Raw genomic sequence first — 25,459 nt, forward strand, 5'->3', positions numbered from 1 at the left:
CCGCCCCCGCCGCCGGTCCAGCCCGCCGAACCACCGCTCCACGTGGCCGGCTGAGCGGGTCGATGCGCGTTCCGGGCAGGCGCCGTGGGCCTACGCCGCCTGCCCCACCAAACCTCTCATTGCGGCCAAATCCATTGCGCGGCAATGCGATTCGCGCGTCGCACCTCTTGCCACGCACTATCCGCGGAGTCACACTCGATGGAGTGGCCCGGTCACGGGCACTGCCCTGCGACGCACAGCGAGGTGCGATCACATGACTACACCGCCTCCCCAACCAAATGTGTGCCCCATCCTCCACTTGGATCTTGGTCCGCTTGATCTCAACCTCTTGGGACTGCGGGTGCAGCTCAACCAGGTCGTGCTGGACGTCACGGCAGTACCCGGGCCCGGCAACCTGTTGGGCAACCTGCTCTGCGCGGTGGCAGGTCTCCTCGACGGAGTCGATCTCGGTTCAGTCCTGGGCAACCTCTTGCAGTCGCTGATCGATGCGCTGATTCGGCTGCTCGAGGGCATCGGCGGCGGTGGCGGCGCTGCTGGACCCCGTCCGACGCTGCAGCAGTCCTGATGGAAGACAAGCCAGGCGAGTCGGGGCTTTCGCCAGAGAGCCTTGCGGCGGCGGAGGCGGCTCTGGGGCGGGTGCGAGAGTCTCTTCTGGCAGCGAGCCGCTCCGAGGGGAGCCCGTCGGACGTCAAGCGAGAGCTCGAGGACTACCTGCACAACCACGGGCCAACGCTGAAGGAATCCGCATCCGCGCTGACCGAAGAGGTTCGACAGGAGACCCTGACTGAGCTCTACAAGTGGCGAGAGCAGCTGAACGCTCAGCTCAGAGCCGCTCCACAGGACCGCGCCGAGGGTGGAGGCACTGCTGAGGCGTCCTCCGAAGGGCAGTGAGACCCTGATCAGGTGGGCCTCCACGGGCCGTCCGCCGGCTCCGAGGGCGGCGCGACGACGTTTTCCTCCCTTCGGCGTTCGGGCGATGACACCACCCTTGCCCCGGGCTGGAGGTGGGCGCCAGAGGCCAAGGTCCCCTGCCCGTTCGAACGAGCTGCGGGACGTCCTCAGCCGGCTGGGTACTTGTGACAGTGCGGCGCCGCCGCCCACGACTCCTTCTCGCGCCCCTGGGCGCCAAGGGCGGCGGTGTCGTTCGTGCGCGCCGCCTTCGGTGAGGGGCGCGACCCCGGTGCACGGCCACCCCGCTGAGTGGCTCTTGACAACGAAACAGCACCAGTTCACGACGCGCCTGACATCTCTGGTCCCCGTGGGTAGGGGGAGTGCATGACATGGGTCAACGCCACGACCTGGACCGAGACAGTCCTGCTGGTGCTGGCTTTCGTGCTTTCGGCGACCATCGGTCTCGAGCGCCAGTGGCGGTTCAAGAGCGCAGGCCTGCGAACGCATACGCTCGTCGGTGTCGGTTCGGCGGTGTTCACGCTGGTCTCCGCCTACGGGTTCGCAGGAGTCACGGGCCGGGGCGGGTCTGTCGACCCGTCCCGCATCGCGGCGCAGATCGTGTCGGGCATCGGCTTCCTCGGAGCCGGGGTCATCTTCGTGCGCCGGGGAAGCGTCTCCGGCCTGACGACCGCGGCGTCCATCTGGCTGACGGCTGCGGTCGGGATGGCTTGCGGCGCAGGCATGCCCGTGCTCGCAGTCCTGGCCACGGGCTTCCACCTGCTCACGGTCACGGTTCTCGCGAAGGTCGGCCGGCACGTGCAGGCGGAACCGGCCAGCACGACGCTCATGATGCGCTACACGGCAGGGCGGGGGACATTGCCCGTCGCCCTGGGGCTGGCCGCCGAGCACGGCGTCCCGGCGACGCTTCTCGACGCGAAGACCTTCCGGCAGGACGGGGCCGAGACGATGGTGCGGGCGGTCGTCCAGCTCGACGCCGGCCCGCAGGCCGTCAACGACCTCGTCGAGGAGATCACGGACCTTGCGAGTGTGCAGTCCCTGCGCGTCCTGAGCGACGAGGGCCGATCCGACTAGGTGCGGCCCGACGCGGAGGTGCAACGACCGGTGCCGAACCACTGTCGGCTTCGCGCACCAGCCGCCTGGTTGGTTAGGGTCCTTGGGTGTTCGGACGCCTCCTCATCCTCGTGCTCTCGGTCCTGCCCAGGCACGCGCTCAGCCGCGGAGCGGGGTGGCTCGCCAATCGCCCCATCCCACGGCGCTGGCGCGGCACGGTGCACCGCGGCTACAGCCGGGCGTTCGGTGCACAGCCGGCGGAAGCGGCCCTGCCGCTCGAGTCGTACCCGACCCTCAACGCCTTCTTCACGCGCACGCTGAAGCCGGGTCTCCGGCCCCTCGCCGCGGACGCGATCGTCTCGCCGGTCGACGCGACCGTGGGGGCCTACGGCACCGTCGAGTCCGACACGCTGGTGCAGGCAAAGGGCCGCAACTACTCCCTCGCCGCCCTGCTCGGCAATCGTGAGCTGGCCGACGAGTTCGAGGGCGGCACCTACACCACGCTCTACCTCTCGCCCCGGGACTACCACCGCATCCACGTGCCATTGGCCGGCCGTATCACCGCAGCCACGTACATCCCCGGGGACCTCTGGCCCGTGAACGTCGCAGCCGTGACCAACGTGGCCGACCTCTTCGCCCGGAACGAGCGGATCGTGGTGGACCTCGAGGGCGAGCTCGGTGGACGCATGGCGGTCGTCCCGGTGGGCGCGACGATGGTGGGTATGACCCGCCTCGCGTTCGACGACCTGCACACCAACGCACGGCGCCGCGAGATCCAGCGCCGTTGCTACGACCCAGCCATCAGGGTCGAGGCGGGAGGTCCGCTCGGGCACTTCGAGTTCGGCTCCACGGTGGTTCTCGTGTGTTCACGCGATGCAGGCACCATCGCTCCGCTCACGTCCGGGGCGGCGGTGCGCATGGGGGAGCGGCTCGGGTCCTTGCCGACGACCCCGGGCGGGGCGACAGCCGGCCTCTGACCCGGCCGTGCCGGCAGCGGCACGCCGTCCCCGAAACCTTCAGGGGGCGACGATGAGGGCCTGGGGGGCTGCCGACTTCATGCGCGTCTCGAGCCACGTCAGCTGCCGGGCGGTCTCGGCCATCGACTCCTGGGCGATCGACAACAGCTCGCGGTCCCGGAGGCCTTGGGCGCCCTGGGCCACCACCGTCCAGGTGGACTTCACGAGGGTGGCGAGCAGATGGACGTCCTGGAGGTCTCGCAGCAGGCCGATCTCGCCGGTCCGCACCTCACTCAGGCCGCTCGAGCGGAGCCGCTCCGGCTCGTCCACGTCCGAGTCCTCGCCGTAGCGTTCCACGGCCGCCCGAAGCTTCTCCCGATGGGCGTCGCTCATGTTCGCCAGGGTGTGGCACATGTGGAAGACGTCGTGGACGTCCGGGCGTGCGTCGGCGAGGGTCCGGAGCGACTCGGCGAGGATCTGCTCGCTGTGGTCGGCCAGCGCCACGTAGGTGGCCAGGTGTGGCATCAGGCACCACCTTGGGTCGTCGGGCCCGACACGGAGGGATGCTGCGCGGGGTCCAGCGGGTAGGTCGGGGTCTCCTCGAGCACCTGCGAGGCGGTGGGCGCACCTCCGCGGGTCGGCGGCACGCCCGCGCCGACCGGCGCGGACGCCGTCGTGGTGGGCGCCGGCGACGGCCCGTCGCCGCCACGGACCTTGGTGACCCGGCAGGCAGCGGTCTTGAAGTACGGCTGCTTCGAGACGGGGTCCCACACCGTCATGGTGAGCTCGTTGGCTTGGCGTGACTGACCGTCCGGTGCCACGTCGTCGAGGTCCCAGGACCCGTAGTGGAAGGGCGCGAAGACCGCTCCGGGCATCACCTCGCCCACGCGGGCCCTCACCTCGATGGCGCCGCGCGGCGACTCCACCCGCACCACGTCGCCCTCGACGATGCCCAGCGACGACGCGTCCTGGGAGGACAGCTCCACCCAGGCGTCCGGCGCGGCTCGGTGCAGCGAGCGCGAGCGAGCCGTCTTGGTGCGAGTGTGGAACTGGTATGCCGTCCGCCCGGTGGTGTAGAGCAGCGGGAAGTCCTCGGACGGCAGCTCGTGGGCCGGGGTGTAGGCGGCGCCCTTGAGGAACGCCCGCCCGGCGGGTGCCATGGCCCGGTGCTCCGTCTCGCTGACCGCGCCGCCGGTCAGGAGGTCGTGGCCGTAGGTCTCGCAGTAGTCGGTGTCGGTGGGGAAGACGCCGTCGGCGTAGAGGTGGTCGGTGCCGTCGGGCGCGTCCTCGTTGACCGGCCACGGAATGCCGGTCGGTCCACGGAGCTTGTCGTAGGACAGCCCGGTGTAGTCCACGGGCCGGCCTGCCGTCACCTCGCGCCAGGCGTCGAATGCCTCCTCGGGGGTGCGCCAGGCAGGTAGGGGAGCGCCGTCCTGGTCGGTGAAGCCCATGGCCTCGGCGTACATCAGGAAGATGTCCAGGTCGCTCTTGGCCTGCCCCGGCGGCTCGACCGCCTTCTCCGACAGGTGCACGGTGCGGTTCACGTTCGTGAACGTGCCGGTCTTCTCGCCCCAGCCGGCCGCGGGCAGGACGACGTCGGCCAGCTCGGCCGTCTCGGTGAGGAACAGGTCCTGGACGACGACGAAGCACTGGTCGCCGGACAGGATCTTGCGGATGCGAGCCGACTCCGGCATCGACACCGCCGGGTTCGTGGCGGAGATCCACAGCAGCCCGATGGACCCGTGCTCGGCGTACCCGAAGATCTGCATCGCGTTCGTCGGGGGCGCCCAGTGCGGGATGGTCAGCGGGTCGACGTTCCACAGCTTGGCGAGCTGCTCGACGTGGGCCGTGTTGCTCCAGTTGCGGAAGCCGGGGAAGTCCCCGTCGGCGCCGCACTCACGGTTGTTCTGGGCGGTGGGCTGGCCGTTCATCTGCAGCACGCCGGCACCCGGGCGGCCGATGAGCCCGCGCAGCAGGTGCAGGTTGTGCACCGCCACCGAGGCGGCCGTGGCCTGGTGCGACTGGTAGAAGCCCTGCAGCACCGTCGACAGGACGCTCTCGCTCTCCCCGAAGATGCGGGCGGCGCGCCGCAGGTCGTCGGCGGGGACGCCGCATACGCGTTCGACCTCCTCCGGGGTGTAGGGCTCGACCGTCGAGCGCAGGTCGTCGACGCCGATCGTGTGCGCCTGCACCCAGTCGTGGTCCACCCAGTCGTTGACGAAGAGCTCGCGGGTCAGGCCGTTCATCAGCGCCATGTTGGTGCCGACGCGGGGCGACAGGTGCACGCCGCCGGTGCGTTCGGCCTCCTGGGCGACCAGCGTCCGGCGAGGGTCGACGCACACCACCTTCGGCGGGTCGTCGCCGCGGGTGCGGTCGAGGATGCGCATCCAGAGCACCGTCTGCGTCTCGGGCATGTTGTGCCCGAAGAGGAAGATCGCGTCGGTGTGCTCGATGTCGGTGTACGAGCCTGGCTGTCCGTCGGCTCCGAACGACTCCTTGAACGCCGCCGCAGCCGTGGCGGTGCAGAGCCTCGTGTTGCCGTCCATGTGCGGGGTGCCCAGCGCGGCCTTGCCGATCACCGCGAGGGTGTAGTACTCCTCGATGAAAAGCTGCCCGGAGGTGTAGAAGCCATGGGTGAGCGGCCCCTTCTCGGCGAGCAGCCTCTTGGACTCCTCGACGATGCGGCGCATCGCGCTGTCCCAGTCGGTCTCCACCAGCTTCCCGTCCCGGCGGATGAGGGGCGTGGTCAACCGGTCCGGCGAGGAGGCCCAGGCAGTGCTGCCGTAGAGCCCCTTGGGACCCAGCCGCCCGTGGTTGACGACATCGCCGGCGCGTCCCCGGACCCCGACCATGCGGCCGTCCTTGACGGCGATGTCGCACCCACACCCGTTGCTGCACAGCACGCACGCCGACTGCACCCAGCGGTCGACGTCGTCCTCGGCGACCCCCTCGTCGAGGTGCAGGTCGACCCGGGCAGGCCAGACCGTGCCCTTGGAGTGTGGGGTGCGCTTCCCCCAGATGTCCGCGATCCGATCCGTCATGCGAGGCCCTCCATCGACGTCACCGCTTCTGTGCCCCTGTGCACATATGCTCCTTCGCAAGGAAACCATCCGGCGCCTGAGGGGGACAAGTGGCTGGCCGTGACGACCTCGACGAGCTGGTCGACGCATTCGTGACGGCCAGCCGGGTTCTGGTCGGCGTGGCGGTGCGATCGATCGACGCTGCCGAGCCGCCGGTCACCGCGCCGCAGCATCGTCTGATGGTCCTGCTGGCGGGACACGGCCCACAGACGGTCGGGGACCTAGCCGCAGAGCTGAACGTCAACAGCTCGAGTGCGACCCGGCAGTGCGACCGACTGGAGCGCAAGGGCCTGGTCTCCCGGCGACGTTCGCCCGTGGACGGTCGCTCCGTGGTGGTGTTCTTGACCTCGGCGGGCAGGTCGCTCGTGGACGCCGTGACCCGGGTGCGGAGGGCCGAGATCAAAGCCATCGTCGACCGGATGGACGGGCAACGGGCTGCGGACGCGCTTGCCGCACTGAGGCGGTTCAGCGCTGCCGCGGGAGAGGCGGCCGACACCGACTGGCCGTGAACAGGGCTCCCAGGCCGGATTCGCCGTCTACTGGGCCAGTTGCTGGCTGACGGCCGGGCTCCTCGTGGGACCTCGGCGGCTGCCCGAGCTCTGGCGGGTGACCGAGCCGGCGCTGCCTAGGCCGTATGCCGTGAGCTCCGTGGCGCTGCTCGCCCCGCCGTTGGGAGGGCTGGCGACGCAGTGGCTCCCGCACGTCCGGTCGAGTGGACCTCGTGCCGTGGCGGTGGCGGCAGGGGTCGGCGCCGCGAACGCCCTGGCCGAAGAGGTCTTCTGGCGCGGCATACCTGTCTCGCTCCTGCACGACGACCTGGTGCGTGGCTGGATGTCGCCGGCCCTCGGGTTCACCGCGTGGCACCTGGTGCCGCTGGCGGCTCACGCCTCGACTGCTCGCCGTAGAGCCGGGCTGCTGGCCGCCGCAGCTTTCGTCGGCGTGAGCTACGGGTGGATCGCATACCGCACCCGGTCACTCGCTGTCGTGTCGCCGGCACACCTGGTGCTGGACGCCACCGGGCTGGCTCCGGCGCAAGCGAACTGGCTCGCCGATCGGCACTAGCGCGGGACGTGCATGCGGGCGACGTCGGGCCCTCCTTGCGGCAATCTTGCGAAAGTGCTGCGGGAGCCTTCGCCAATCCGGACAATTCGGGAGGCAGCCCATCACGCACCCTCTCGGAGTTCCTGCATGTTCCTCACGTCCCGGTCCACCACCGCCTCGTCCGGCCCTTCTGCCGCTTCACCCGCGCAGCCCGCACGACGCCCCCATGGGGCAGCGACGGCGCTGACGCTCCTCGGAGTCGCGGCCTCGGTGGTCGCCGTCGCGCCGAGCGCGGCCGCAGCGCCGACGACGAGCACGAAGACCGCGACGACCACCTCGTCAGTGGCCGCGAACGCTCGAGCGATGTGGGTCTGGGACACGAGCACCCCGACCGCCACCGTCGACCTGGCTGTCAGCAGCGGCGTCGGGCAGCTCTTCGTCGCCGTCCCGCCCAACCTGACGACCTCGCCCCAGCTGCCCGAGATCAAGGCACTGAGCGAGCGGGCCCGGGGTGCCGGCATACGCGTCGACGCGCTCGGCGGTGACCCGGGATGGGTCGACAACCCGTCGTGGGTCGTCACCTACTGGCTCAAGCCGGTGAAGAACTCCGGCCTGTTCACCGGCATCCACATCGATGTCGAGCCCTACTCGACGCCCGCGTGGAACACCGACCAGCCCACCGTCGTCGCCAAGTACCTGACGCTGCTCGACAAGCTCAAGGCGGCTGCCGGCAGCTCTCCCATCGAGGCGGACATCCCCTTCTGGTTCGACACCGTCCCAGCGAAGTCCAGCACCGGCGCCGCCTCGAGTCTGGACCGCGAGATCATGAAGCGGACCGCCGGCGTCTCGGTCATGGCCTACCGCACGACGGCGGCCGGGCCGGACGGGACCCTCGATGTCGCGACTGCGGCGCTGGCCCACGGCGCGTCGCTGGGCAAGCCCGTGCGCATCGGGCAGGAGACCAACTACCTCGGCGACACCGCGGTCGACCAGAAGCAGACCTTCTTCGGCTGGACCCGCTCCGACATGGAGCTGCAGTTGGCCCAGGTGAACCAGGGCGCCTCCGCCTACGCGACCTATGCAGGCCTGGTCATCCACGACGCCCGCGGGTATGCAGCGATGGCACCCTGAGCGACTCAGGCGAGCTCGTCGGCAGACGGACAGGCGAACGGCGCCGATTCGCCTAGGACCGGCGCCATCCCTGCCGGGGAAGAGCGCTCCCCGGAGGTGCAGTGGGGCGCGTCAGCCGTAGACCGAGTTGAGCACGCAGGTCGTGCCCTACTGGGCGAGCTCCAGGTCCAGTCGTGTGAGCAGATGCTCGAGGGCCACCTCGAACTCGGCCTCGCTGTGGTCCTCGGTCAGCTGCGGTCGAAGCCTGGCCAGGGTGGGGAACGCTTCGACGCTCGCCTCCTCGTCGCGGTTGGGCAGGTCGGCTCCTCCCTCGTCGAGCGGTTCCTCCGCGGGGGAGAGCTCTGCACCGTGCATCGCGGACTCGAGCAGGAGGTGACCGAGCAGGAAGCTGGTGAAGATGCGGTATGCCGCGACAGCCTGGTCGTCGGAGAAGCCGCGGGCTCGCAGCCCCTCCAGGAACCCCTCCACGACGCGAAGGCTTCGGAGCGGCGGTCGCAGCCAGGGGGCCGCCGGGTGTCGGGTGGCGATGAGTGGGAAGGCCGCCGGATGTTCGAGTGCAAGGCGCCGCACGTCGTGGGCGAGCCACTGTAGGAACGCCTGCCAGCCGTCGACCGGCTGCAGACGCCCGCGGGACGGGATCTCGATGGTGTCGACGAGGGTCTGGACGACGGCCTCCAGGAGGTCCTCCCGCCCGTTGACGTAGCGGTAGAGCGACATGGCCTCGACCCCGAGTACGGCTCCGAGTCGCCTCATCGTCAGTGCGGTGACGCCCTCGGTCTCGATCAGGGCGATGGCCGCGTCCACGATGCGCTGCCGACTGAGGCCCGCACCACCTCGTGCGGCGGGGCCGGTGGCGTTCGACTGCTCTGGCGGGATGGGCGAAGTCATCGGTCGCTTCTCCTTTCGCTGTCGGCACCTGTCTACCCGATGATCAGCAAGAGCACCGACGGGGTCCGGAACCGCAGCTCGGGGGTAAGGCCCATTCGTCCCGTGCGTGCCGGTGACTCCGAACCGGAGGGCTGTCTGGGGAGAACACGCGGGGGTGATGCATCTGCTGGGCCGGTGGGTACGGCATCCCCGTCCTGCTTACGATGTAAGGGAGCCCCCATGACAGATAGCCTGACCACGGCGATGACCGACCTCTGGAGATCGGTCGCCCTCTTCGTTCCGAAGTTCGTGGCTTTCCTCCTCATTCTTCTGATCGGCTGGTTCGTCGCGAAGGCGATCGGCAAGGCCGTCGACAAGATCCTCGAGCGGGTCGGCTTCGACCGCGCCGTGGAGCGCGGCGGCGTCAAGAAGGCCCTCGCGCGCAGCCAGTACGACGCCTCCGGGATCGTCGGCAAGCTCGTCTACTACGCCTTGCTGCTCTTCGTGCTGCAGCTCGCCTTCGGCGTCTTCGGTCCCAACCCCATCAGTGACCTCATCTCGGGCGTCATCGCGTTCCTGCCCAAGGCCGTCGTGGCCATCATCATCATCGTCGTGGCCTCGGCCATCGCTGCCGCTGTCCGGGAGCTGATCGGCAGCGCGCTCGGCGGACTCTCGTACGGCAAGGCCCTCGCCACCATCGCGAGCGTCTTCATCCTTGGCCTCGGCATCATTGCCGCCCTCAACCAGGTCGGCATCGCGACGACCGTCACCACGCCCGTCCTCGTCGCCGTTCTGGCGACCGTTGCCGGCATCCTCATCGTCGGCGTTGGTGGCGGCCTGGTGCGCCCGATGCAGTCGCGGTGGGAGACCTACCTCGAGAAGATGTCGCAGGAGACGGACCGCATCCGCACCCAGGTCCAGCAGTCCCAGGCACTCGGCGGCCCGGCACCGGCACACGCGCGCACGGACGGCCTGGAGGCTCGTGCCGCCGACGACTTCTACCACGACCGCCCCGCGGCCGGGTCGACGCAGGTCATCGACCACAGCGACAGCCCGCGAGCCTGAACCCCCGCGGCCACCCAGGTCGCGGCCCCCACAACCTCTGCTGGCCGAGCGCCCGCAGCAGGACCGAGCACGACCCAGCACGACCCAGCACGATCCAGCACCACTGCAGACCCGACGACAGGGGTCTCGTGCCCGGCCGCCATGGCCGAGGACGGACCCGACACCGTGAAGGAGAAGCACATGATCGACATCAACCAGCTCAGCACTCTCCCCGGCACGACCGTGTACGGCTCGGACGGCGAGAAGATCGGCCAGGCAGGTCAGGCATACGTGGACGACCACAGCGGCGAACCCGAGTGGGTCACCGTCAACACTGGTCTCTTCGGGACCAAGGAAACCTTCGTGCCGCTGCGCGAGGCGCAGCTCACCGGGGACGGCCTGACCGTCGCCTACCCGAAGGATCTGGTCAAGGACGCCCCCAACGTCGACCCCGAGAACGGGCACATCGACGAGGGCGAGGAGCAGCGCCTCTTCACCCACTACAGTCTCAGCGACGTCAGCTCCGACGCGCCCGGTCTCGACACCGATTCCCGCGAGGGGCTCCCAGGGGCAGGTGACGGCGGGGACGTGAGTGCTCAGTCCGCCGGCGCTGTCGGCGGCGAGGGATACGACACCTCCGGACCCACGACGGACAATGCGATGACGCGCTCCGAGGAGCAGCTGAGCGTGGGCACCGAGTCGCGTGAGGCGGGCCGGGCGCGCCTGCGCAAGTACGTCGTCACGGAGCAGCAGAACGTTCAGGTTCCGGTCACGCACGAGGAGGTCAAGATCGAGCGCGAGCCGATCACCGACGCGAACCTCGGTGAGGCGATGGATGGTCCGGCGATCTCGGAGGAGGAGCACGAGGTCGTCCTTCACGCGGAGCAGCCCGTCGTCGACAAGCAGGCCGTCCCGGTCGAGCGAGTCCGGCTCGGCACCGAGCAGGTCACCGAGCAGGAGACCGTCAGCGAAGAGGTTCGCCAGGAGCGGATCGAGGCGGAGGGTGACGGCCTGTCCGGCGGCAACCGCAGCTGAGCAGACGACGGCGCCGCGGTTCGACGAGCTCGTCGGACCGCGGCGCTGTCACGTCACGGTGCTTTCGAGTTGCTCCTCGCGGGGGGTGGGCTGCCCGGACCGGCCGGCTCGTGCCGATTCACGCCCGTCGGTGGGTAAGCCACCTCCGTCCCATCCCGACACCGCACGCACGAGGAGCCATCATGGGAGACAGCGCCGCCACCTCCAACCAGGGCCGCCCGGCGGCCGAGCCCATCCGCGAGGAGCCGCAGGCCGGCAGTGAGGAGCCCCAGGCCGAGGGCGACGAGCTCGAGGCCCAGGCTGCGGACGACTTCTACCACGACCGGCCGGTGGCCGATTCGGCGCACGTCGCCAACGGCGGCCAGGCGTGAGCCGTTTGGTTGCGCTGCCGGGGCCGGCGGCACTGTAGGCCGCCGCCCCCGGCAGTCGGGCGGCGCTCCGGTCAGGTCAGCGGGTTGCCCCCGGTGACGCCGATCACCTCGCCCGTGATGTAGCTCGACTCCTGGGAGGCGAGGAACACGTAGGCGGGGGCGAGCTCTGCCGGCTGCCCGGCCCGCCCCATCGGCGTCTGCTCCCCGAACGAGCCCACCTTGCCCTCCGGCATCGTGGCCGGGATCAGCGGGGTCCAGATGGGACCCGGGGCGACGGAGTTCACGCGGACGCCCTGCTCGGCGAGGCCTTGCGCCAGCCCCTGGGTGAACGCCACGATGCCGGCCTTGGTGGTGGCGTAGTCAAGTAGCTGGGGGGACGGCTGGCGGGACTGGATCGAGGAGGTGTTGATGATGCTCGCGCCCGCCTCGAGGTGCGGCAGCGCGCGACGGCAGAGCCAGAACATCGCATACAGGTTCGTCTTGAGCACCCGGTCGAGCTGCTCCGTGGTGATGTCTGCGAGCCCGCCCTGCTGGGCCATCTGGTATGCCGCGTTGTTGACGAGGATGTCGATGCCCCCGAGCTGCTCGACGGCCTCGTCGATGACGCGGTTGCACTCCTGCTCCTGGGTCAGGTCGGTGAGGCAGACGACGGCGCGCCGACCGGCCTCCTCGACGAGGCGCGCGGTCTCCTTGGCGTCGTCCTCCTCGTCGGGGAGGCAGGCGATGAGCACGTCGGCGCCCTCCCGGGCGAAGGCGATGGCCACGGCGCGGCCGATGCCGGAGTCGCCGCCGGTGATGACGGCCCTGCGGTCCGTGAGGCGCCCCGAGCCGTGGTAGGACTCCTCGCCGTGGTCCGGCTCGTCGGCCATGTCCTCGGTCAGGCCGGGGTGGTCGATCGTCTCGTTCTCGGTGTCTGGCTGGTCGTACTGCTCGGTGGGGTCCTGCGGCGTGGTCTGGTCTGACATGGTGCCTCCTGGCTGTGGGCGATCGGCGCCCGGCCCCTACCCGGAGGCCCGGGTGTGAATCGCGGGGGCCGCTCAGCTGCGGCCGTGAGGAGTGACGTCCAGGGCTCCGGTGTCGATGACGTCCAGAGCCACGTCGTGCAGCTTGCGGTTGGTGTTCTGGCTCGCGATCCGTAGCAGGTCGAAGGCCTGGTCGCGGGTCAGCTTGTGCTGGGCGATGAGCACGCCGATCGCCGTCCCGATGTCGCGGTTGGAGGCCAGCGCCCGCTCGAGGTTCTCGGTGCGGTCGCGCAGCTGGGCGGCAGCAATGGCCTGTGCGGCGTGCGTCGTGAGCAGCAGGCCCTCGGCCAGGTCGCCCTCGTCGAAGGCGTCTGGCTCCTCGGCGTAGAGGTTCAGGCCGGCGATGACGCCGGCGAGATCGAGGTTCATCCGGAAGGACAGCATGCTGCGCAGTCCCACCTCCGAGGACACCCGACGGCCGTACTCGGGCCAGCGGTCGTCGTTCTCGAGGTCCTTCGGCTGGTAGAGGGTCTGGTCGACGATCGAGTCGATGCACGGCCCGGACCCGAGCTCGTACTGAATGTGGTCGGCTCGTCGAGCCACGTCGTCGGTGGATGCGGTCGTCACGAACTCGTTGTGCCGCACGGTCGTGATGCTCGCGGCACGCGCCACGGGGACCCGCTCGACGGCGAGGCGCGTCACGGCTTCGAAGGGGTTGCCCTCACGGGACTGCATCAGCTGCTGGCCCAGCCGCTGATAGTCCTCCGCCACCTGGCGCAGGTACTCGGGTACGTCCGCGTGCTTCGTGTTCTCGGTCATCTGGGGGGGCTCCCGTCGGTCTCGCGGCCCGTGAGGGAACGGCCGGAGAAGGGTCAGGGGCGGCAACTGCGGGTCGAATCGCCGTCGCATCGGTTCAGGTCGGCGGCGGCCGACCCGCCCTGTCCTTACCCAGCGACGAGTCCTGCATCCCGCAGCGGTGCGGTTGGGCGAGGCGGGTGCAGGATGAATGCTGACGACGCAGAATGTTTGGGACGGTCCAGTCCGGGGCAGCTGTCAGACATGCGAGGGCTTGCCCGGAACTCCGGCACGCCCGAGTCGAAAGTTCGGATGCGCGGACGGAGTCAGGATGGAGCCCATACCGGAGACGCACGAGACCCTGGTCGAGCTCGAGCGCTACGGGGACCTGGACATCCGCCAGGACCTCCAGCGCCTGACCGAGCACGCCCAGAAGACGGTGCCCGGCCTGGTGGGCGTGAGCCTGGCCCTCGTCACCGAGGACCTCGTGCTGACCTACGTCGCGAGCGACTACCGACTCGCTGCCCTCGACGGGGTGCAGTACGCCGACGGCGGCCCGTGCGTCGACGCGATCGCCCTCGAGCGGCCCCTGACCACCCAGACGGAGTCGCTGATGGACGAGGCCAAGTGGCACCTCTTCGCCCAGGCCAGCGCCGCGGCCGGCATCCGCAGCACGCTCTCGATGCCCTTCCGGCGGGACGGCGCGGTCACTGGCGGGGTCAACCTCTACGGCTCCGAGCCGGACACCTTCGACGGACGGGCCGAGGAGCTCGCCCTGCTCTTCGGGGCCTGGGCTCCCGGAGCCGTGAGCAACGCGGACCTGTCCTTCGCCTCGCGCCTCGAGGCGGTCAAGAGCCCGGGCCGGCTGAGGTCGCAGGCCTACGTCGACCAGGCCGTCGGGCTGCTGGTCAGCGCACGAGGAGTGGATCCCGACACGGCCGAGGAGCGGCTCACGACGGCAGCGGCACGAGCCGGCGTTGCGGTGTTCGTCCTGGCGCGCGCCTTGGTGGAGGCCTTCACGGACGCGGGGTGAGGGTGGGTGAGCCTGCCGGGGAGAACAAGTTGGGGCGCGGTGCGAGGAGCCCATCCGTGGGCCCCGGCGTAGGGTTGGATATCGGACAGGGCCGCGCAGCGGAGGGCTGACAGCGAGGATCGAAGGAGACGCCCGTGAACGGGACGAGAGTCGAGAGCTCGGTGGCGGCAGCCCTGAGGGACCTCAAGGACCTCCGCTCAGTGGCCGAGGCGTTTGCCGAGCTCGGCGCCAGACTGGCCGACGCTGACGCAGGGGACCCCTTCAAGGCGATCACCGCCGTCGCGCGCGACCAGATGCAGGGCGCGGCCGGAGCCAGCATCACCACCCGGCGTCACGACCACTTCGTGACGGTGGCCGCCACCGACGACCGAACCCGGATGGCCGACGCCCTGCAGTACGAGCTCGGGTCAGGACCCTGCCTCGACGCGATCGTGGGCGCCACCATGTATCGCCCTCGCGACCTGCGCTCCGACGACCGGTGGCCCACCTACGGCCAGCGGGTCGCGGACGAGCTGGGCTTCGACAGCATGCTGTCCTACCGGATGCTGCTGCCGGCCGACGACGCTGTGGCCGGACTCAATGTCTACGCCGACCATCCCGACGCGTTCAGCGACCGCGACGCCCTCATGGGACTGCTTCTCTCCACCCACGGTGCACAAGCGGCCGCGGTGGTGCTCTACGGGCGGCACGTCCGGCACCTGAAGAAGGCGCTGCACACCAACCGGCGCATCGGCGTGGCCATGGGCGTGCTCATGGCGACCTACAAGGTCACCGACGACCAGGCCTTCGACCTGCTTCGCATCGCGAGCCAGCACTCCAACCGCAAGCTCGCGGACATCGCCTCCGACGTCATCGACACCGGCACGCTCGAGCTGGGCCCGGACCTGCTGGCATCGGTGACCAAGAGCTCGGCCGAGGCAGCGCCGCAGGCTTTGCCCGCCCGTCCGGAGTCGACCTCGTACAGCAGAGGGGGCCCGACTCGCCCCCGCCCCGTTCCCGGGCCGAAGCGCCAGGGAGTGGGGCCATGAGCCGGCGGCCCCGGGCACGTGGAGGCCGAGCGTCCGGCGTGGGCGAGATCCCCGGGTCAACAGGCTCGTCCGGTCCACCACGGTGACGGACAAGGTCACGGTCCTCGCCCAGCTGGCCCGCACCGTCGCCGCCCAGGACCTGCACATCTCACTGCCCGAACGTCTCTGCCGAGCTGCGGTGCACATCATGGGAGCCGCAGGGGCGTCCTTGACGATCGCCTACACCACCCCGCACCGGGTCACCCTGTGCGCGACGGACGACCGCGCGAGCCGTCTCGAGGACCTCCAGGACGTCCTGGGGCAGGGACCTGGGCCCACGGCATACCTCTCCGGTCTTCAGGTCCGCTCGCAGATCGGACCTCCGAACGGCCCGGACGCGCGCCCCGTCGACGCACGGTGGCCGCAGTTCGACCTCGCTGTGCGCGAGGCCTTCACGAGCGTGCGCATGACGGCGATCGCGATCCATCCCGACGGCGAGGTGATGGGAGTGCTGACCTGTCACCAACCCGTCGAGACGCGCCCACGCCTGGACGAGCCGGTCGCACAGTTCCTTGCCGACGCCGTGGGCGTCGCCCTGCTCAAGGACCACGACGAGCTGGCCACCGACCTGACCGGACCGTGGACCAACCGCGCGCAGGTCCACCAGGCCACCGGCATGGTCACCGCCCAGCTGGGTATCCACCCCGAGGACGCCCTGGCGCTCCTGCGGGCGCACGCCTTCGCCCACAGCTGGTCGCTCGACCAGGTTGCCGGAGCAGTGGTCGGCCGGCAGCTGGACTTCACCGGGGGCCTGGGCGATGTGACCACGAGTCCGCCCCACCCCGGAGACCCTGAGACCCACGACGATGGGAGGAGCCAGCCATGAAAGTCACCCCCCTGCAGGCGATGGCCCGCGCCACCTCCACGCTGGTGGCCGAGCACGACGTCACCGACGTCCTGACCCAGCTGCTCGAGGACGCCAGCGACGCCATGGGCGCCGCGGCAGCCGGCATGCTCCTGCTCAACTCCGACGGCGCCCTCGAGGTTTTCGCCGCCACCTCCCACCGGGCCCTGGACCTGGAGATCTACGAGTCACAGGAGCGTCGGGGGCCTTGCGCCGAGGCCGCGACCACCGACTCCACCGTGGTCGCTGACCGCCCCGAGTCGGTGCGTGCGCGGTGGCCCCAGCTCGCGCCGTTGATGGCGGACGCCGGGTATCGCTCCGTCCACGCGCATCCGCTGCACTGGCACGGCCAGGTGCTCGGAGCCATCAACATCTTCCACGGCGACGACGTCAGCGGCGACAGCGTCGCAGTCGGTCAGACCTTCGCCGACGTCGCCACGCTCGTGATGCTCACGCCGACCCGTGTAAGCACCCCCGAGCTCACGGGGATCATCGAGTCCGCCCTGTCGGGGCGGACCGTCGTCGAGCAGGCCAAGGGCGTGCTGGCGCACCAGCAGGGGCTCACCATGGAGCAGGCCTACGACGAGCTGCTGAGGCGAGCCCGCGAGGGCGAGTCGACCGTCACCGAGACAGCCGATCATGTGATCCGGAGCGCCTACGGCGGCTGAGTCCCCGGGTGGTCGGGACCGCGCGATGTGTGGCCGGGCGGTCCGACCTTCGACAATCTGGTCCTCGAACGACCCCACGGTGGGACCATGGAGGAGCCCGCCGACGGTCTTCAACCAGCAGGACCGTGCGGCGCGCACCTGTCCCGCCCGTGGGCTGCGGCCTCAGCCGTGCGGGCGGCGGCTGCGCAGCGCTGCGACCACGTCGCTCTCGCGCCGCAGCAGCTCGATCAGCTCCGGGTTGAGCTCGCTGGCGCCCGGAGACTCCGGGTGCGCGAAGGTGCGCACGGCAGCGATGCGCTCCTCGAGCCGGGCAAGCTCGGCGATGAGATCTCGGACACTCGACTTCTGGTCGGCGGACGTCTGCTCGGTGGACTTCATGAGGGGTCTCCAGGTGGAACGGCCCGGGCCGGCGGCCAAACAACTGGCGCAAATGCCGGAGGGTCTGGGGCCCGCGCTGCTGGAGGCACTGACCACCATGAGCGATGTCGGGCGACCTTGTCAACAGCGACCCGGGGCCGAACCACCGGAACCGTTTGACCGTCGCCGGGCAGGGAACGTGAAGGGTGGTCCGCGGTGCACGGCCCGAGTTCTCGTGGCCCCGCCGCACGGACGGTGCGCAACCGGGGAAGGGCCCGACATGACGGTGGAACGACAACACACAGCGGTGGGTGCGGCCCTCGGCGCCGCGAACGACGATCCCGCCACGCCCACGGCAGCACTGACCTTCATCGGGACCGCGACCACCCTGCTCGAGCTCGGCTCGTTCACGCTCCTGACCGATCCGAACTTCCTGCACAGGGGGCAGCGCGCCTATCTCGGGAAGGGACTGTGGTCCCCGCGCCTGACGGAGCCCGCCTTCGACATCGCAGATCTCCCACCCTTGGACGCGGTCTTGCTCTCGCACCTGCACGGCGACCACTTCGACCGTGTCGCCAAGCGGGAGCTGGACCGGCGCGCCCCCGTGCTCACGACCCCGGCGGCGGCGCGCCGCCTCGACTCGTGGGGCTTCGAGACCGCGCCGCTGACCGACTGGCAGCAGATCGTCCTCGGCAACGAGGACGAGTCGCTGGTGGTCACGGCAGTCCCGGGCATTCACGCACGCGGCGCGATGCGAGCCCTCCTGCCGCCGGTCATGGGCTCCGTCGTCGAGCACCGGGTCGGCACGGAGGTGAAGCACCGCCTCTACATCAGCGGTGACACCCTCACGGGCGACCACCTCAACGAGGTGAGGCTTCGCTTCCCCGAGATCGACACGGCGGTGGTCCACCTGGGTGGCACCCGGATCCTGCTTCACACCGTGACGATGGACGCCGAGCAGGGCGTCGACTTCCTCGACCGCGTCCAGCCGGCCCAGGTGGTGCCGGTGCACTTCTCGGACTACGGCGTGTTCCGTTCTCCGCTGGCCGATTTCGTCGTCAAGGCTCGCCGGGCCGGTCACGCCAACATCCGCGTCGTCAAGCCCGGCGACCGGGCCGAGCTGAGGGCAAGGCCGGTGCCGTAGGGCTGCGCCCGTCCCTGCTCGGTGGGACGTCCCCACGATCGATACCGTCGTCCTCGACGTTGACGGAGCTCTCGTCGACAGCACCTACCACCACACGCCGGCGTGTGCGCTGGGGCCGACTGAGCGCCTGGGACGACAGCACGGAGCTCCCGGTCCGAACTGGGCCGGGGGCTCCGTCCGTGGGGCCGACCTCAGGGCGTGAGGACGACCTTCTCGCACCGGTCCTGCTTGTCCTTGAAGAGCTCGTACGCGCGAGGCGCCTCCTCGAGCGTCATCCGGTGGGTGATGATCCGGGTGGGGTCGACCTCACCTGCCTCGATGCGCTGCAGCAGCGGTTGGAGGTAGCGGTGGACGTGGGCCTGGCCGGTGCGCAGGGTGAGTGACCGGTTCATCCAGGCGCCGGCAGGGAACTTGTCGACAAAGCCGCCGTAGACACCGATGACGGAGACGATGCCGCCGCTGCGACACGCGAGGATGGCCTGGCGAAGGGCGTGCGGACGGTCGCTCTCGAGACGCACCGCCTGCTTGGCGCGGTCGTACGCGTGCAGGTGCGCACTGCCGTGGGTGGCCTCCAGGCCGACGGCGTCGATGCACTTGTCGGGTCCGCGCCCGGCGGTCAGCTCCTGCAGGCGGGGGCGCACGTCTACCTCGTCGAAGTTGATCGTCGTGTGCCCGGCGGCGGCCGCCATCTCGAGGCGGTAGGGCTCCCTGTCGATGGCGACGACCTCGGCCGCCCCCAGCAGGCGCGCGCTGTCCATCGCCAGCTGCCCGACCGGTCCGGCGCCCCACACGGCGACGACGTCGCTGGGCCGGATGTCGCACATCTCCGCGCCCATGTAGCCGGTCGGCAGGATGTCGGAGAGGAAGAGCACCTGCTCGTCCGTCAGGTCCGAGGTGATCTTGATCGGGCCCACGTCCGCGAAGGGCACTCGCACGTACTCCGCCTGCCCACCGGCATACCCTCCGGTCAGGTGCGAATAGCCGAAGATGCCGGCCACGGGATGGCCGAACATCTTCTCCGCGATCTCGGCGTTGGGGTTGCTGTTCTCGCAGCAGGAGTAGAGCTCGCGGGCGCACGCCGCGCAGTTGCCGCAGGCGATGGGGAAGGGCACGACGACCCGGTCGCCGACCGCCAGCGACCCCGGGGGGATGCCCGGGCCGACCTCCACGACCTCACCCATGAACTCGTGGCCCAGCACGTCACCGTTCTCCATCGACGGGACGTAGCCGTCGACCAGGTGAAGGTCCGACCCGCAGATGGCGGTCGAGGTGACGCGCACGATCGCGTCCCGCGGGCTCAGGATCGACGGGTCAGGGACGTCGCGCACCTCGACGGTGTTGCGTCCTGCCCAGCACACGGCCCTCATGATGCGAGCACCTCGTCCCGCTCCTCGGCGGTCAGGGGCTGTGCCGGCCGCTGCGGGAACTCCTTGCGTGCCCGTTTGCCGTAGGGGGCGCCGTCCGAGCGGACGATGTCGCCGGTCTCGACCACCTGCTTGAAGCGGCGGAGGTCGTCGTTCAGCTGCTGGTTCGGCTCCTCGCCGAAGTACGTTGCGGCGGCCTTGCCCACGGCGCCGCCGGGCAGGTCGTAGGTGATCAGCACGTGCACCTCGGTGCTCTCGCCGTCGGGGGCGACGCCGAACCAGACCTTGCCCGCGTTGGGCACCTGGGTCGAGCCGACGGAGCTCCAGCCGATCCTCTCGCCGGGCACGTCCTCCGTCGTCTCGGCATCCCACTCGACGGTCCGCCCGAAGGGTGCGGTCGCCGTCCAGCGCGAGCTCCGCTCGCCCGTGACGACGACCTGCTCGAGGTGGGCCATGACCGTGGGCAGGTTGCTGAAGTCATGCCAGAAGTCGTAGATGCGCCCGGCGTCCGCGCGGATGGTCGTGCTTGCGAGCAGCTCCATGTGGTCCTCCTTCGGGGGTGGCTGGCGAGGCCTCGACCGCCATCGCTGCTTCCTCTACCCAGCCCGCGGCCCGTCACTCTCCCGTAGGTGCGGCCCGTGCGACTCCGCAGGGCAGATTTGGCCCAGCGGTCACCGGGTAGAGGAGTGCTGAGCCGACTAGGGAGGTCCTCATGTGGTTCGACCAGACGGTCGACCTGGTGCGCCAGGGCTACGTCTTCACCGCTCGTGCCCGTCGACAGCGTGACGCCGCTGAAGCAGCCGTCCGCCCCCGGTATGCCGCCAAGGTGCGCCTGCTCGGCCGGCCCGCGACGGTCGTCGGCGGGTCCGAGGGCGTGGAGCTGTTCTACGACTCCTCACGGATGCGTCGGGAGGGGGCGATGCCGCAGGCGATCGCCCGTCCGCTCTTCGGTCGCGGCGCCGTGCACGGCCTGGACGGCGAGGAGCACCGCAACCGCAAGGACCTGTTCGTCGACGCCTTGATGGACCCCGCCCGGCTGACGTCGCTGCTCGAGCTTGCGGACGACCTGCTCGTCGACGCGCTGCAGTCGTGGCGCCAGCGCGGTGGTGGCGTGGTCTTTCCCACGACGACCGAGGTGTACGGTCGCGCGGTCATCCGCTGGGCCGGCATCGAGGCCACCCCCGACGTCGAGGCCCGGCGCGCCGAGGACCTCGCGCTCATCGTCGACGGCTTCGCCACACCCGGTATGCCGTATGTCGGGGCCTGGCGTCGTCGGATCGTCTGCGACCGGTGGGCGTCGCGTCTGGTGGAGGAGACGAGGGCCGGGCGTCGCACCCCGCCGGAGGACTCCGTGCTGGCCCGGGTGGCGGCGCACCGGGGACCGGACGGCGAGCTGCTCGACGCCCATACCGCAGGGGTGGAGCTGCTCAACGTGCTGCGTCCGACGGTGGCAGTCGCCCGCTTCGCCGCCTTCGGCGCCCTGGCCCTGGCCGACTCCCCGCAGTGGCGCCGGCGGCTGGCCGAGGAGGTCGCCGAGCGGGGGAGCGCGATCAACGGTCCGCTGGCCACCGCCTTCGCCCACGAGGTGCGGCGCGTCTACCCCTTCGTCCCGGCGCTCGCGGCGGTGGCGACCACCGATACGGAGTTCGAGCAGTGCCCCATCTCGGCCGGGCAGCGGGTGGTGCTCGACATCATGGCCACGAACCACGACCCCCAGGAGTGGGACCGGCCCAACGCCTTCGACCCTGAGCGCTTCCTCGGGACCGGGGCGGAGTGGAGCCCGCCGTTCGTCCCGCACGGAGGGGGCCGGCCCGAAGAAGGCCACCGCTGTCCCGGGGAGCTGGTCGCGAACGGGCTGCTGGCGCTGACGTGCGCCCGTCTCGCGCAGTTCGAGGGCCACCTCGCGCACGGTCAGGACCTGGGGTGGTCGTGGGGGCGGGTGCCTGCCCTGCCCCGGTCGGGCGTCGTCATCGCCATCGACGACCCCGACGACGCCGACGACGCCAACGCCGGCGACGCCGGTGACGCCGGTGAGTCCGGCGGCTCGCGCGAGTCCGGGGCCTAGCCGCGGCTCAGCCGCGGTCGCGGAGCAGTCCGCGCAGCCGGTGGTTCTCGTCCTGCAAATCGAGTAGCAGGCGGACGCCGGTGAGGTTGACCCCCCGCGCGATGAGTTCGGCGATCCGGCGCAGCCGCGTCAGGTCGTTGGGGCTGTAGCGCCGGGTGCCTCCGCTCGTGCGGTCAGGCGTGAGCAGCCCCCGTGACTCGTAGAGACGCAGGCTCTGAGCTTCCATGCCGACGAGCTCCGCGGCGATGGTGATGCCGTAGAGGCCTCGGTCTGCATCGGGGTGCCGCTCGTCGGTCATGTCGCTCGGTCCTCTCGGTCGCGGTGGACCTCTTGCACGACACTTTCATGAGTGCTACAAAAAATCTATAGCGCATGCCACAGATCGTGAGGTGCGGTCGTGGCCACCGTGGAGCATCCAGAAACGCGATGGAGGTGAAGACGATGCTGATGCGCACCGACCCCTTCCGTGAGCTCGACCGAGTCGCCCAGCTGGCTCTGGGGGCGAACGGCACCCTAGCCCGGCCGTCGGCCATGCCGATGGACGCCTGGCGGGAAGGGGACACGTTCCACGTCGAGCTCGACCTTCCGGGGGTGGACCCGTCCACCATCGACCTGGACGTCGAGCGGAACGTCGTCACGGTCAAGGCCGAACGCCCGACCCGGGCGAGCGATGCCGACCTCATCGCTGCCGAGCGGCCCAGAGGAGTCTTCAGCCGCCAGCTCGTGCTGGGGGAGAGCCTCGACACTGAACGGATCCAGGCGAGCTACGACTTCGGTGTGCTCTCGCTGACGATCCCGGTCGCCGACAAGGCGAAGCCGCGCAAGATCGAGATCTCGCACCATAAGCAGAACCGGCAGGCCATCACCGCCTGACGCAGGAGTCGACCGTGGACACTCCGGTCCCCGCACCCGACGAGCTGGCCATCGACCTCGACAGCCAGTTCCTCGAGCTGGTGTGCACCGACCCGGAGCTGCTCGACGCAGAGTTCGAGGCCATCATCGCGGCCGGCTGGCCGCCATCGGCGCCGCCAGCAGCGACCGGCCCAGCCGGCCGGAGCCGGTCGCTGACCGGCCAGGGTCGGCGGACACCGGCGAGGCTTCACGAGCAGTCACCGAGGTCGCACGCGCCCCGTCGGGAGCGCTCGCCTCCGAGCCCGACCCGACCTCGTCCTGCTGAGCGAAAGGAGGACAGCCGCAGCAGAATCGTTGTCGCAGGAACTGTCGTCATCGACTCCCCGGGTCGCTGGGGTCACCCGGGGAGTCCCCATGTTCCTCAGCTCGAGTGGCTGCAGCGAGGGCAGGTGCAGTTCTCGCAGCTGCATGCCTCACAGGTGCACCCACTCGGGCAGCTGGCGCAGTCGCAGGGTGCGCCGGCTGCCGCCCCGACCGGGATGGGTGGGAGGTGTCCGCTCATGTCGTGCTCCTTGTCGATGGCCGACACCGCACGAAGCCTCACGGTGCCATCCGTGCGCTTACCCAGACCCGCCCCAGAGCCCTTGGGACTCACGGCTGGTATGCCGGGTAAGGGGTGTCCGTGCTCACCGAGGACCCCACCACCCACGTCGACGCCACCACGCGCCTGTGCACCGCGACCGCCGGCGACGCGCTCGAGGACATCTCGCCCCGGGCACTGGTCGCATGAGTGCACAACCAGACGGCTACCCGGACGTTGGAACCCGCGTCGTCGTACGCCCCATCGGCAACCCGCTGCCTCTCGGCTTCCTCGCGCTCATGGTGGCCACGACCGCCCTCGCGATGCTGCAGATCGGCGTCCTCGAGGCCACCCAGGGGCGAGTGGTGGCAACAGGCATTCTCGGACTGACCGTGCCCCTGCAGCTGATCGCCTGCGTCCTCGGCTTCCTCGCCCGCGATCCCGTCGCCGGCACGGGCATGGGAGTGCTGGCCGGCACGTGGGCGGCGGTCGGCTTCGCCATGCTCGGCTCGCCGCCGGCCTCGACGTCCCCGGGGCTCGGCGTGCTGCTCCTCTGCTCCGCCGTCGCGATGCTCGTGCCCACCGTCGCTGCCACCGGCAAGCTCGCCGGCATGGCCGTCATGGGCCTCAGCGCCATCCGGTTCGCCGTGACCGGCATCGGCCAGCTCACCGGCTCCTCCGGCTGGCTCTCCGCGGCGGGCTGGACCGGGGTCGTGCTCGGGTTCCTGGCTGCGTATGCCGCCCTCGCGTTCGAGCTGGAGGACGTACGGCACGCGACGGTGCTGCCCGTGGGTCGACGAGGAGCGGGAGCCGACACCATGACCGGCTCACCCCGCGTCGAGCTCGAGTCACTCGTCCACGAGGCGGGCGTCCGCAAACAGCTGTAGGCGGCGGGCAACCGGCCGACAGACGGCCGGCGGGGGCTCAGGGGGAGTCGCTGCCCTCGGCCGGTCCCGTGGGGATGCTTGCCGTGCCGACCTTCTCGCCGATGGCGAGGTGACCGCCGAGGTAGGCCGAGAGCCCGTTGACGGTCAGCCCCGCAAGGCCCAACGCCACTCCGACGCGGTGCCGCTGTGGTCGCACCGCCCAGGACGCCGCATACAGCCCCAGGGACGCCACGTTGAGTGCGGCATGGGTCGCCGCGACCCGGCGCGGGCGCTGCGACAGGGAGGCGAACTCGGCCAGGCCAGTGAGCGCGGCGGCGGGCGCCGAGGCGATCCCGGCGCCGACGAGGCGCCGGGACGCATCCTGGGAGCCTGCGCCGCCCACCAGGTCGAGCAGCGCGGAGGAGGCAAAGAAACCGATGGGCAGGTCCGTCAGGAACGGGTGCGCCGCGTGGCCCATGATCTCGCCGGTGACGACGCGCCTCCAGAGCCCGCTTCCGCGTGCCGCGCGTGCGGCGGGGTCGAGGCTGCTCGCTGCGCCGTCCAGACCGGACCGGTCCTCCACGAGGCGCTCGAGGAGACGGACGGCCGTGCTGGGCCCGGACGGATCGCTGAGCTCGTTGGGTTCCATGGCCAACAGGTACCCGCTGCTGCTGTGTTGACTCCGCCCGGGTGGTTGGGCGAGTCAGGAGATGACGGCGTCGATCGCCTTCTTCATGGAGCTCGGCTGCTCCGGGCGGCGGGGCGAGCGCTCCCGGGCCTGGAGCAGCTCCTCGCCGAGCTCCTGCAGCTGCTTGCGCCCGAGGCCCTCACGGACCTTCGGGAACCAGTCCTGCTCCTCCTCCTCCATGTGGTGCTCGACGTTCTCGATGAGCACGGTCGTCTTGGCGTCGAACCGCTCGTCGGTGGCGTCCATCATGGCGAGCTCGAGGCACAGCACGTCGGCCACGTGGTGCTCCTCGTAGGACTCGAGCACGTCGTCCTCGAGGTCCGGCAGCAGCTCCCGGACGCGGGGGTACATCACCTCGTTCTCGATGTACGTGTGGACGGTGAGCAGCTCGAGGATCGTGTCGACGATGCCCTGCTTCTGCACCGGGCTCTGGCCGGGCTTGCGGAAGGCACGGAACTGCTTGCGGACCTCCTGGTGGTCCTCCTTGAGCAGGACGATGGCGTCCTTCGACATGGCACTCCCTTCCTGGGGACGTGTAGGGCTGGAGACGTCGGTCGACCGGTCGGCGGCGACGGGTCGCGTCACTCGTACCCAGCCGGGCCGCGGCGGTCATCGGCGCGGCCGCTGCGGGCGCCGTTGACGCCCGGGCCTTCTGGGTACGGGCGGGGTCCCACCGCCTGGAAGGAC

At 70.4% G+C, this 25,459-nt stretch carries 30 protein-coding genes; 18 read left to right on the plus strand and 12 right to left on the minus strand.

Annotated elements, in window-relative coordinates; translation table 11 throughout:
- Positions 1-340 precede the first annotated feature (340 nt).
- The 4 genes from AC3WRT_RS09180 to asd all read left to right on the plus strand — a co-directional run bounded on the left by AC3WRT_RS09180 (position 341) and on the right by asd (position 2,939).
- A complete protein-coding gene (locus tag AC3WRT_RS09180) occupies positions 341-565 on the plus strand; it encodes a hypothetical protein (RefSeq protein ID WP_492721169.1) in 225 nt (74 codons plus the stop codon).
- Positions 565-891, plus strand: a complete 327-nt coding sequence (locus AC3WRT_RS09185) for a hypothetical protein (protein WP_492721170.1) — start codon at positions 565-567, stop codon at positions 889-891. Before AC3WRT_RS09180 ends, AC3WRT_RS09185 begins: the two co-directional genes overlap by 1 nt.
- Positions 892-1,275: 384 nt before the next feature.
- Positions 1,276-1,983, plus strand: a complete 708-nt coding sequence (locus AC3WRT_RS09190; protein WP_492721171.1) for an MgtC/SapB family protein — start codon at positions 1,276-1,278, stop codon at positions 1,981-1,983.
- 86 nt (positions 1,984-2,069) lie between these two features.
- The gene (gene asd / locus AC3WRT_RS09195) at positions 2,070-2,939 is read left to right on the plus strand and encodes an archaetidylserine decarboxylase (protein WP_492721172.1); all 870 of its coding nucleotides are present in this window, start codon (positions 2,070-2,072) and stop codon (positions 2,937-2,939) included.
- A 39-nt stretch (positions 2,940-2,978) separates the two neighbouring features.
- On the opposite strand, the gene AC3WRT_RS09200 is transcribed toward asd, so the two are convergent.
- Complete coding sequence (locus AC3WRT_RS09200) at positions 2,979-3,443, minus strand: hypothetical protein (protein ID WP_492721173.1); 465 nt, start codon at positions 3,441-3,443, stop codon at positions 2,979-2,981.
- A complete protein-coding gene (locus tag AC3WRT_RS09205) occupies positions 3,443-5,959 on the minus strand; it encodes a molybdopterin oxidoreductase family protein (protein ID WP_492721174.1) in 2,517 nt (838 codons plus the stop codon). Before AC3WRT_RS09205 ends, AC3WRT_RS09200 begins: the two co-directional genes overlap by 1 nt.
- A gap of 89 nt (positions 5,960-6,048) precedes the next feature.
- Between AC3WRT_RS09205 and AC3WRT_RS09210 the strand changes: the two genes are divergently transcribed.
- Entirely contained in the window at positions 6,049-6,507 is a 459-nt protein-coding gene (locus AC3WRT_RS09210) for a MarR family transcriptional regulator (protein WP_492721175.1), read from the plus strand.
- Positions 6,508-6,637: 130 nt separating this feature from the next.
- A complete protein-coding gene (locus tag AC3WRT_RS09215; protein WP_492721176.1) occupies positions 6,638-7,060 on the plus strand; it encodes a CPBP family glutamic-type intramembrane protease in 423 nt (140 codons plus the stop codon).
- A gap of 101 nt (positions 7,061-7,161) precedes the next feature.
- Here AC3WRT_RS09215 and AC3WRT_RS09220 read toward each other — a convergent pair whose 3' ends face one another.
- Positions 7,162-7,419, minus strand: a complete 258-nt coding sequence (locus tag AC3WRT_RS09220) for a hypothetical protein (protein ID WP_492721177.1) — start codon at positions 7,417-7,419, stop codon at positions 7,162-7,164.
- Between AC3WRT_RS09220 and AC3WRT_RS09225 the strand changes: the two genes are divergently transcribed.
- Complete coding sequence (locus AC3WRT_RS09225; protein WP_492721178.1) at positions 7,403-8,170, plus strand: hypothetical protein; 768 nt, start codon at positions 7,403-7,405, stop codon at positions 8,168-8,170. The genes AC3WRT_RS09220 and AC3WRT_RS09225 overlap by 17 nt on opposite strands.
- 147 nt (positions 8,171-8,317) lie before the next feature.
- Here the strand turns inward: AC3WRT_RS09225 and AC3WRT_RS09230 are convergent, their stop codons facing one another.
- The gene (locus tag AC3WRT_RS09230; RefSeq protein WP_492721179.1) at positions 8,318-9,058 is read right to left on the minus strand and encodes a TetR/AcrR family transcriptional regulator; all 741 of its coding nucleotides are present in this window, start codon (positions 9,056-9,058) and stop codon (positions 8,318-8,320) included.
- A gap of 219 nt (positions 9,059-9,277) precedes the next feature.
- Between AC3WRT_RS09230 and AC3WRT_RS09235 the strand changes: the two genes are divergently transcribed.
- The 3 genes from AC3WRT_RS09235 to AC3WRT_RS09245 all read left to right on the plus strand — a co-directional run bounded on the left by AC3WRT_RS09235 (position 9,278) and on the right by AC3WRT_RS09245 (position 11,487).
- Positions 9,278-10,102, plus strand: coding sequence for a mechanosensitive ion channel family protein (locus AC3WRT_RS09235; protein WP_492721180.1), 825 nt, complete (start codon positions 9,278-9,280; stop codon positions 10,100-10,102).
- Positions 10,103-10,282: 180 nt separating this feature from the next.
- Positions 10,283-11,116 carry a DUF2382 domain-containing protein gene (locus AC3WRT_RS09240; protein ID WP_492721181.1) on the plus strand — a complete coding sequence of 278 codons (834 nt, stop codon included), beginning with the start codon at positions 10,283-10,285 and terminating at the stop codon, positions 11,114-11,116.
- A gap of 182 nt (positions 11,117-11,298) precedes the next feature.
- The gene (locus AC3WRT_RS09245; RefSeq protein WP_492721182.1) at positions 11,299-11,487 is read left to right on the plus strand and encodes a hypothetical protein; all 189 of its coding nucleotides are present in this window, start codon (positions 11,299-11,301) and stop codon (positions 11,485-11,487) included.
- 71 nt (positions 11,488-11,558) lie between these two features.
- On the opposite strand, the gene AC3WRT_RS09250 is transcribed toward AC3WRT_RS09245, so the two are convergent.
- Both AC3WRT_RS09250 and AC3WRT_RS09255 read right to left on the minus strand, forming a co-directional pair.
- The gene (locus AC3WRT_RS09250; protein WP_492721183.1) at positions 11,559-12,452 is read right to left on the minus strand and encodes an SDR family oxidoreductase; all 894 of its coding nucleotides are present in this window, start codon (positions 12,450-12,452) and stop codon (positions 11,559-11,561) included.
- A gap of 72 nt (positions 12,453-12,524) precedes the next feature.
- Complete coding sequence (locus AC3WRT_RS09255; RefSeq protein WP_492721184.1) at positions 12,525-13,268, minus strand: ANTAR domain-containing protein; 744 nt, start codon at positions 13,266-13,268, stop codon at positions 12,525-12,527.
- 307 nt (positions 13,269-13,575) lie between these two features.
- On the opposite strand from AC3WRT_RS09255, the gene AC3WRT_RS09260 reads away from it, so the two are divergent.
- The 4 genes from AC3WRT_RS09260 (at position 13,576) to AC3WRT_RS09275 (ending at position 16,856) form a co-directional block, all read left to right on the plus strand.
- Positions 13,576-14,277, plus strand: a complete 702-nt coding sequence (locus tag AC3WRT_RS09260; RefSeq protein WP_492721185.1) for a GAF and ANTAR domain-containing protein — start codon at positions 13,576-13,578, stop codon at positions 14,275-14,277.
- Positions 14,278-14,411: 134 nt separating this feature from the next.
- Positions 14,412-15,305 carry an ANTAR domain-containing protein gene (locus tag AC3WRT_RS09265; protein WP_492721186.1) on the plus strand — a complete coding sequence of 298 codons (894 nt, stop codon included), beginning with the start codon at positions 14,412-14,414 and terminating at the stop codon, positions 15,303-15,305.
- 82 nt (positions 15,306-15,387) lie between these two features.
- Complete coding sequence (locus AC3WRT_RS09270; RefSeq protein WP_492721187.1) at positions 15,388-16,170, plus strand: ANTAR domain-containing protein; 783 nt, start codon at positions 15,388-15,390, stop codon at positions 16,168-16,170.
- Entirely contained in the window at positions 16,167-16,856 is a 690-nt protein-coding gene (locus AC3WRT_RS09275) for a GAF and ANTAR domain-containing protein (protein WP_492721188.1), read from the plus strand. Before AC3WRT_RS09270 ends, AC3WRT_RS09275 begins: the two co-directional genes overlap by 4 nt.
- 162 nt (positions 16,857-17,018) lie before the next feature.
- Here the strand turns inward: AC3WRT_RS09275 and AC3WRT_RS09280 are convergent, their stop codons facing one another.
- Positions 17,019-17,234: a hypothetical protein gene (locus AC3WRT_RS09280; protein ID WP_492721189.1), complete on the minus strand. Its 216-nt coding sequence runs from the start codon at positions 17,232-17,234 to the stop codon at positions 17,019-17,021.
- A 259-nt stretch (positions 17,235-17,493) separates the two neighbouring features.
- On the opposite strand from AC3WRT_RS09280, the gene AC3WRT_RS09285 reads away from it, so the two are divergent.
- Positions 17,494-18,357, plus strand: a complete 864-nt coding sequence (locus tag AC3WRT_RS09285) for an MBL fold metallo-hydrolase (protein ID WP_492721190.1) — start codon at positions 17,494-17,496, stop codon at positions 18,355-18,357.
- A gap of 191 nt (positions 18,358-18,548) precedes the next feature.
- Here the strand turns inward: AC3WRT_RS09285 and AC3WRT_RS09290 are convergent, their stop codons facing one another.
- Together AC3WRT_RS09290 and AC3WRT_RS09295 are read right to left on the minus strand one after the other, a co-directional pair.
- On the minus strand, positions 18,549-19,724 hold the full coding sequence (locus AC3WRT_RS09290; RefSeq protein WP_492721191.1) for a zinc-dependent alcohol dehydrogenase: 1,176 nt from the start codon (positions 19,722-19,724) through the stop codon (positions 18,549-18,551).
- Positions 19,721-20,263 carry an SRPBCC family protein gene (locus tag AC3WRT_RS09295; protein WP_492721192.1) on the minus strand — a complete coding sequence of 181 codons (543 nt, stop codon included), beginning with the start codon at positions 20,261-20,263 and terminating at the stop codon, positions 19,721-19,723. Before AC3WRT_RS09295 ends, AC3WRT_RS09290 begins: the two co-directional genes overlap by 4 nt.
- Positions 20,264-20,433: 170 nt before the next feature.
- On the opposite strand from AC3WRT_RS09295, the gene AC3WRT_RS09300 reads away from it, so the two are divergent.
- A complete protein-coding gene (locus AC3WRT_RS09300) occupies positions 20,434-21,786 on the plus strand; it encodes a cytochrome P450 (RefSeq protein WP_492721193.1) in 1,353 nt (450 codons plus the stop codon).
- A gap of 7 nt (positions 21,787-21,793) precedes the next feature.
- Here the strand turns inward: AC3WRT_RS09300 and AC3WRT_RS09305 are convergent, their stop codons facing one another.
- Complete coding sequence (locus AC3WRT_RS09305) at positions 21,794-22,084, minus strand: MerR family transcriptional regulator (RefSeq protein WP_492721194.1); 291 nt, start codon at positions 22,082-22,084, stop codon at positions 21,794-21,796.
- Positions 22,085-22,227: 143 nt separating this feature from the next.
- Between AC3WRT_RS09305 and AC3WRT_RS09310 the strand changes: the two genes are divergently transcribed.
- Positions 22,228-22,659, plus strand: a complete 432-nt coding sequence (locus AC3WRT_RS09310; protein ID WP_492721195.1) for an Hsp20/alpha crystallin family protein — start codon at positions 22,228-22,230, stop codon at positions 22,657-22,659.
- A 765-nt stretch (positions 22,660-23,424) separates the two neighbouring features.
- Positions 23,425-24,105, plus strand: coding sequence for a GPR1/FUN34/YaaH family transporter (locus AC3WRT_RS09315; protein ID WP_492721196.1), 681 nt, complete (start codon positions 23,425-23,427; stop codon positions 24,103-24,105).
- A gap of 37 nt (positions 24,106-24,142) precedes the next feature.
- Here AC3WRT_RS09315 and AC3WRT_RS09320 read toward each other — a convergent pair whose 3' ends face one another.
- Positions 24,143-24,733, minus strand: a complete 591-nt coding sequence (locus tag AC3WRT_RS09320; protein WP_492721197.1) for a DUF2231 domain-containing protein — start codon at positions 24,731-24,733, stop codon at positions 24,143-24,145.
- A 54-nt stretch (positions 24,734-24,787) separates the two neighbouring features.
- Positions 24,788-25,285 (minus strand): hemerythrin domain-containing protein, encoded by a 498-nt coding sequence (locus AC3WRT_RS09325; protein WP_492721198.1) that lies wholly within the window; start codon positions 25,283-25,285, stop codon positions 24,788-24,790.
- Positions 25,286-25,459 lie beyond the last annotated feature (174 nt).

This window comes from Terrabacter sp. FW104-15G4B (assembly GCF_058790095.1).

Excerpts from the sequence above, each read along its gene's own strand:
- AC3WRT_RS09185 (WP_492721170.1), top strand. The coding sequence starts at position 565 with ATGGAAGACAAGCCAGGCGAGTCGGGGCTTTCGCCAGAGAGCCTTGCG.
- AC3WRT_RS09190 (WP_492721171.1), top strand. The coding sequence starts at position 1,276 with ATGACATGGGTCAACGCCACGACCTGGACCGAGACAGTCCTGCTGGTG.
- AC3WRT_RS09200 (WP_492721173.1), bottom strand. The coding sequence starts at position 3,443 with ATGCCACACCTGGCCACCTACGTGGCGCTGGCCGACCACAGCGAGCAG.
- AC3WRT_RS09205 (WP_492721174.1), bottom strand. The coding sequence starts at position 5,959 with ATGACGGATCGGATCGCGGACATCTGGGGGAAGCGCACCCCACACTCC.
- AC3WRT_RS09225 (WP_492721178.1), top strand. The coding sequence starts at position 7,403 with ATGTGGGTCTGGGACACGAGCACCCCGACCGCCACCGTCGACCTGGCT.
- AC3WRT_RS09230 (WP_492721179.1), bottom strand. The coding sequence starts at position 9,058 with ATGACTTCGCCCATCCCGCCAGAGCAGTCGAACGCCACCGGCCCCGCC.
- AC3WRT_RS09235 (WP_492721180.1), top strand. The coding sequence starts at position 9,278 with ATGACAGATAGCCTGACCACGGCGATGACCGACCTCTGGAGATCGGTC.
- AC3WRT_RS09240 (WP_492721181.1), top strand. The coding sequence starts at position 10,283 with ATGATCGACATCAACCAGCTCAGCACTCTCCCCGGCACGACCGTGTAC.
- AC3WRT_RS09245 (WP_492721182.1), top strand. The coding sequence starts at position 11,299 with ATGGGAGACAGCGCCGCCACCTCCAACCAGGGCCGCCCGGCGGCCGAG.
- AC3WRT_RS09250 (WP_492721183.1), bottom strand. The coding sequence starts at position 12,452 with ATGTCAGACCAGACCACGCCGCAGGACCCCACCGAGCAGTACGACCAG.
- AC3WRT_RS09255 (WP_492721184.1), bottom strand. The coding sequence starts at position 13,268 with ATGACCGAGAACACGAAGCACGCGGACGTACCCGAGTACCTGCGCCAG.
- AC3WRT_RS09260 (WP_492721185.1), top strand. The coding sequence starts at position 13,576 with ATGGAGCCCATACCGGAGACGCACGAGACCCTGGTCGAGCTCGAGCGC.
- AC3WRT_RS09275 (WP_492721188.1), top strand. The coding sequence starts at position 16,167 with ATGAAAGTCACCCCCCTGCAGGCGATGGCCCGCGCCACCTCCACGCTG.
- AC3WRT_RS09280 (WP_492721189.1), bottom strand. The coding sequence starts at position 17,234 with ATGAAGTCCACCGAGCAGACGTCCGCCGACCAGAAGTCGAGTGTCCGA.
- AC3WRT_RS09285 (WP_492721190.1), top strand. The coding sequence starts at position 17,494 with ATGACGGTGGAACGACAACACACAGCGGTGGGTGCGGCCCTCGGCGCC.
- AC3WRT_RS09290 (WP_492721191.1), bottom strand. The coding sequence starts at position 19,724 with ATGAGGGCCGTGTGCTGGGCAGGACGCAACACCGTCGAGGTGCGCGAC.
- AC3WRT_RS09295 (WP_492721192.1), bottom strand. The coding sequence starts at position 20,263 with ATGGAGCTGCTCGCAAGCACGACCATCCGCGCGGACGCCGGGCGCATC.
- AC3WRT_RS09300 (WP_492721193.1), top strand. The coding sequence starts at position 20,434 with ATGTGGTTCGACCAGACGGTCGACCTGGTGCGCCAGGGCTACGTCTTC.
- AC3WRT_RS09305 (WP_492721194.1), bottom strand. The coding sequence starts at position 22,084 with ATGACCGACGAGCGGCACCCCGATGCAGACCGAGGCCTCTACGGCATC.
- AC3WRT_RS09310 (WP_492721195.1), top strand. The coding sequence starts at position 22,228 with ATGCTGATGCGCACCGACCCCTTCCGTGAGCTCGACCGAGTCGCCCAG.
- AC3WRT_RS09315 (WP_492721196.1), top strand. The coding sequence starts at position 23,425 with ATGAGTGCACAACCAGACGGCTACCCGGACGTTGGAACCCGCGTCGTC.
- AC3WRT_RS09320 (WP_492721197.1), bottom strand. The coding sequence starts at position 24,733 with ATGGAACCCAACGAGCTCAGCGATCCGTCCGGGCCCAGCACGGCCGTC.
- AC3WRT_RS09325 (WP_492721198.1), bottom strand. The coding sequence starts at position 25,285 with ATGTCGAAGGACGCCATCGTCCTGCTCAAGGAGGACCACCAGGAGGTC.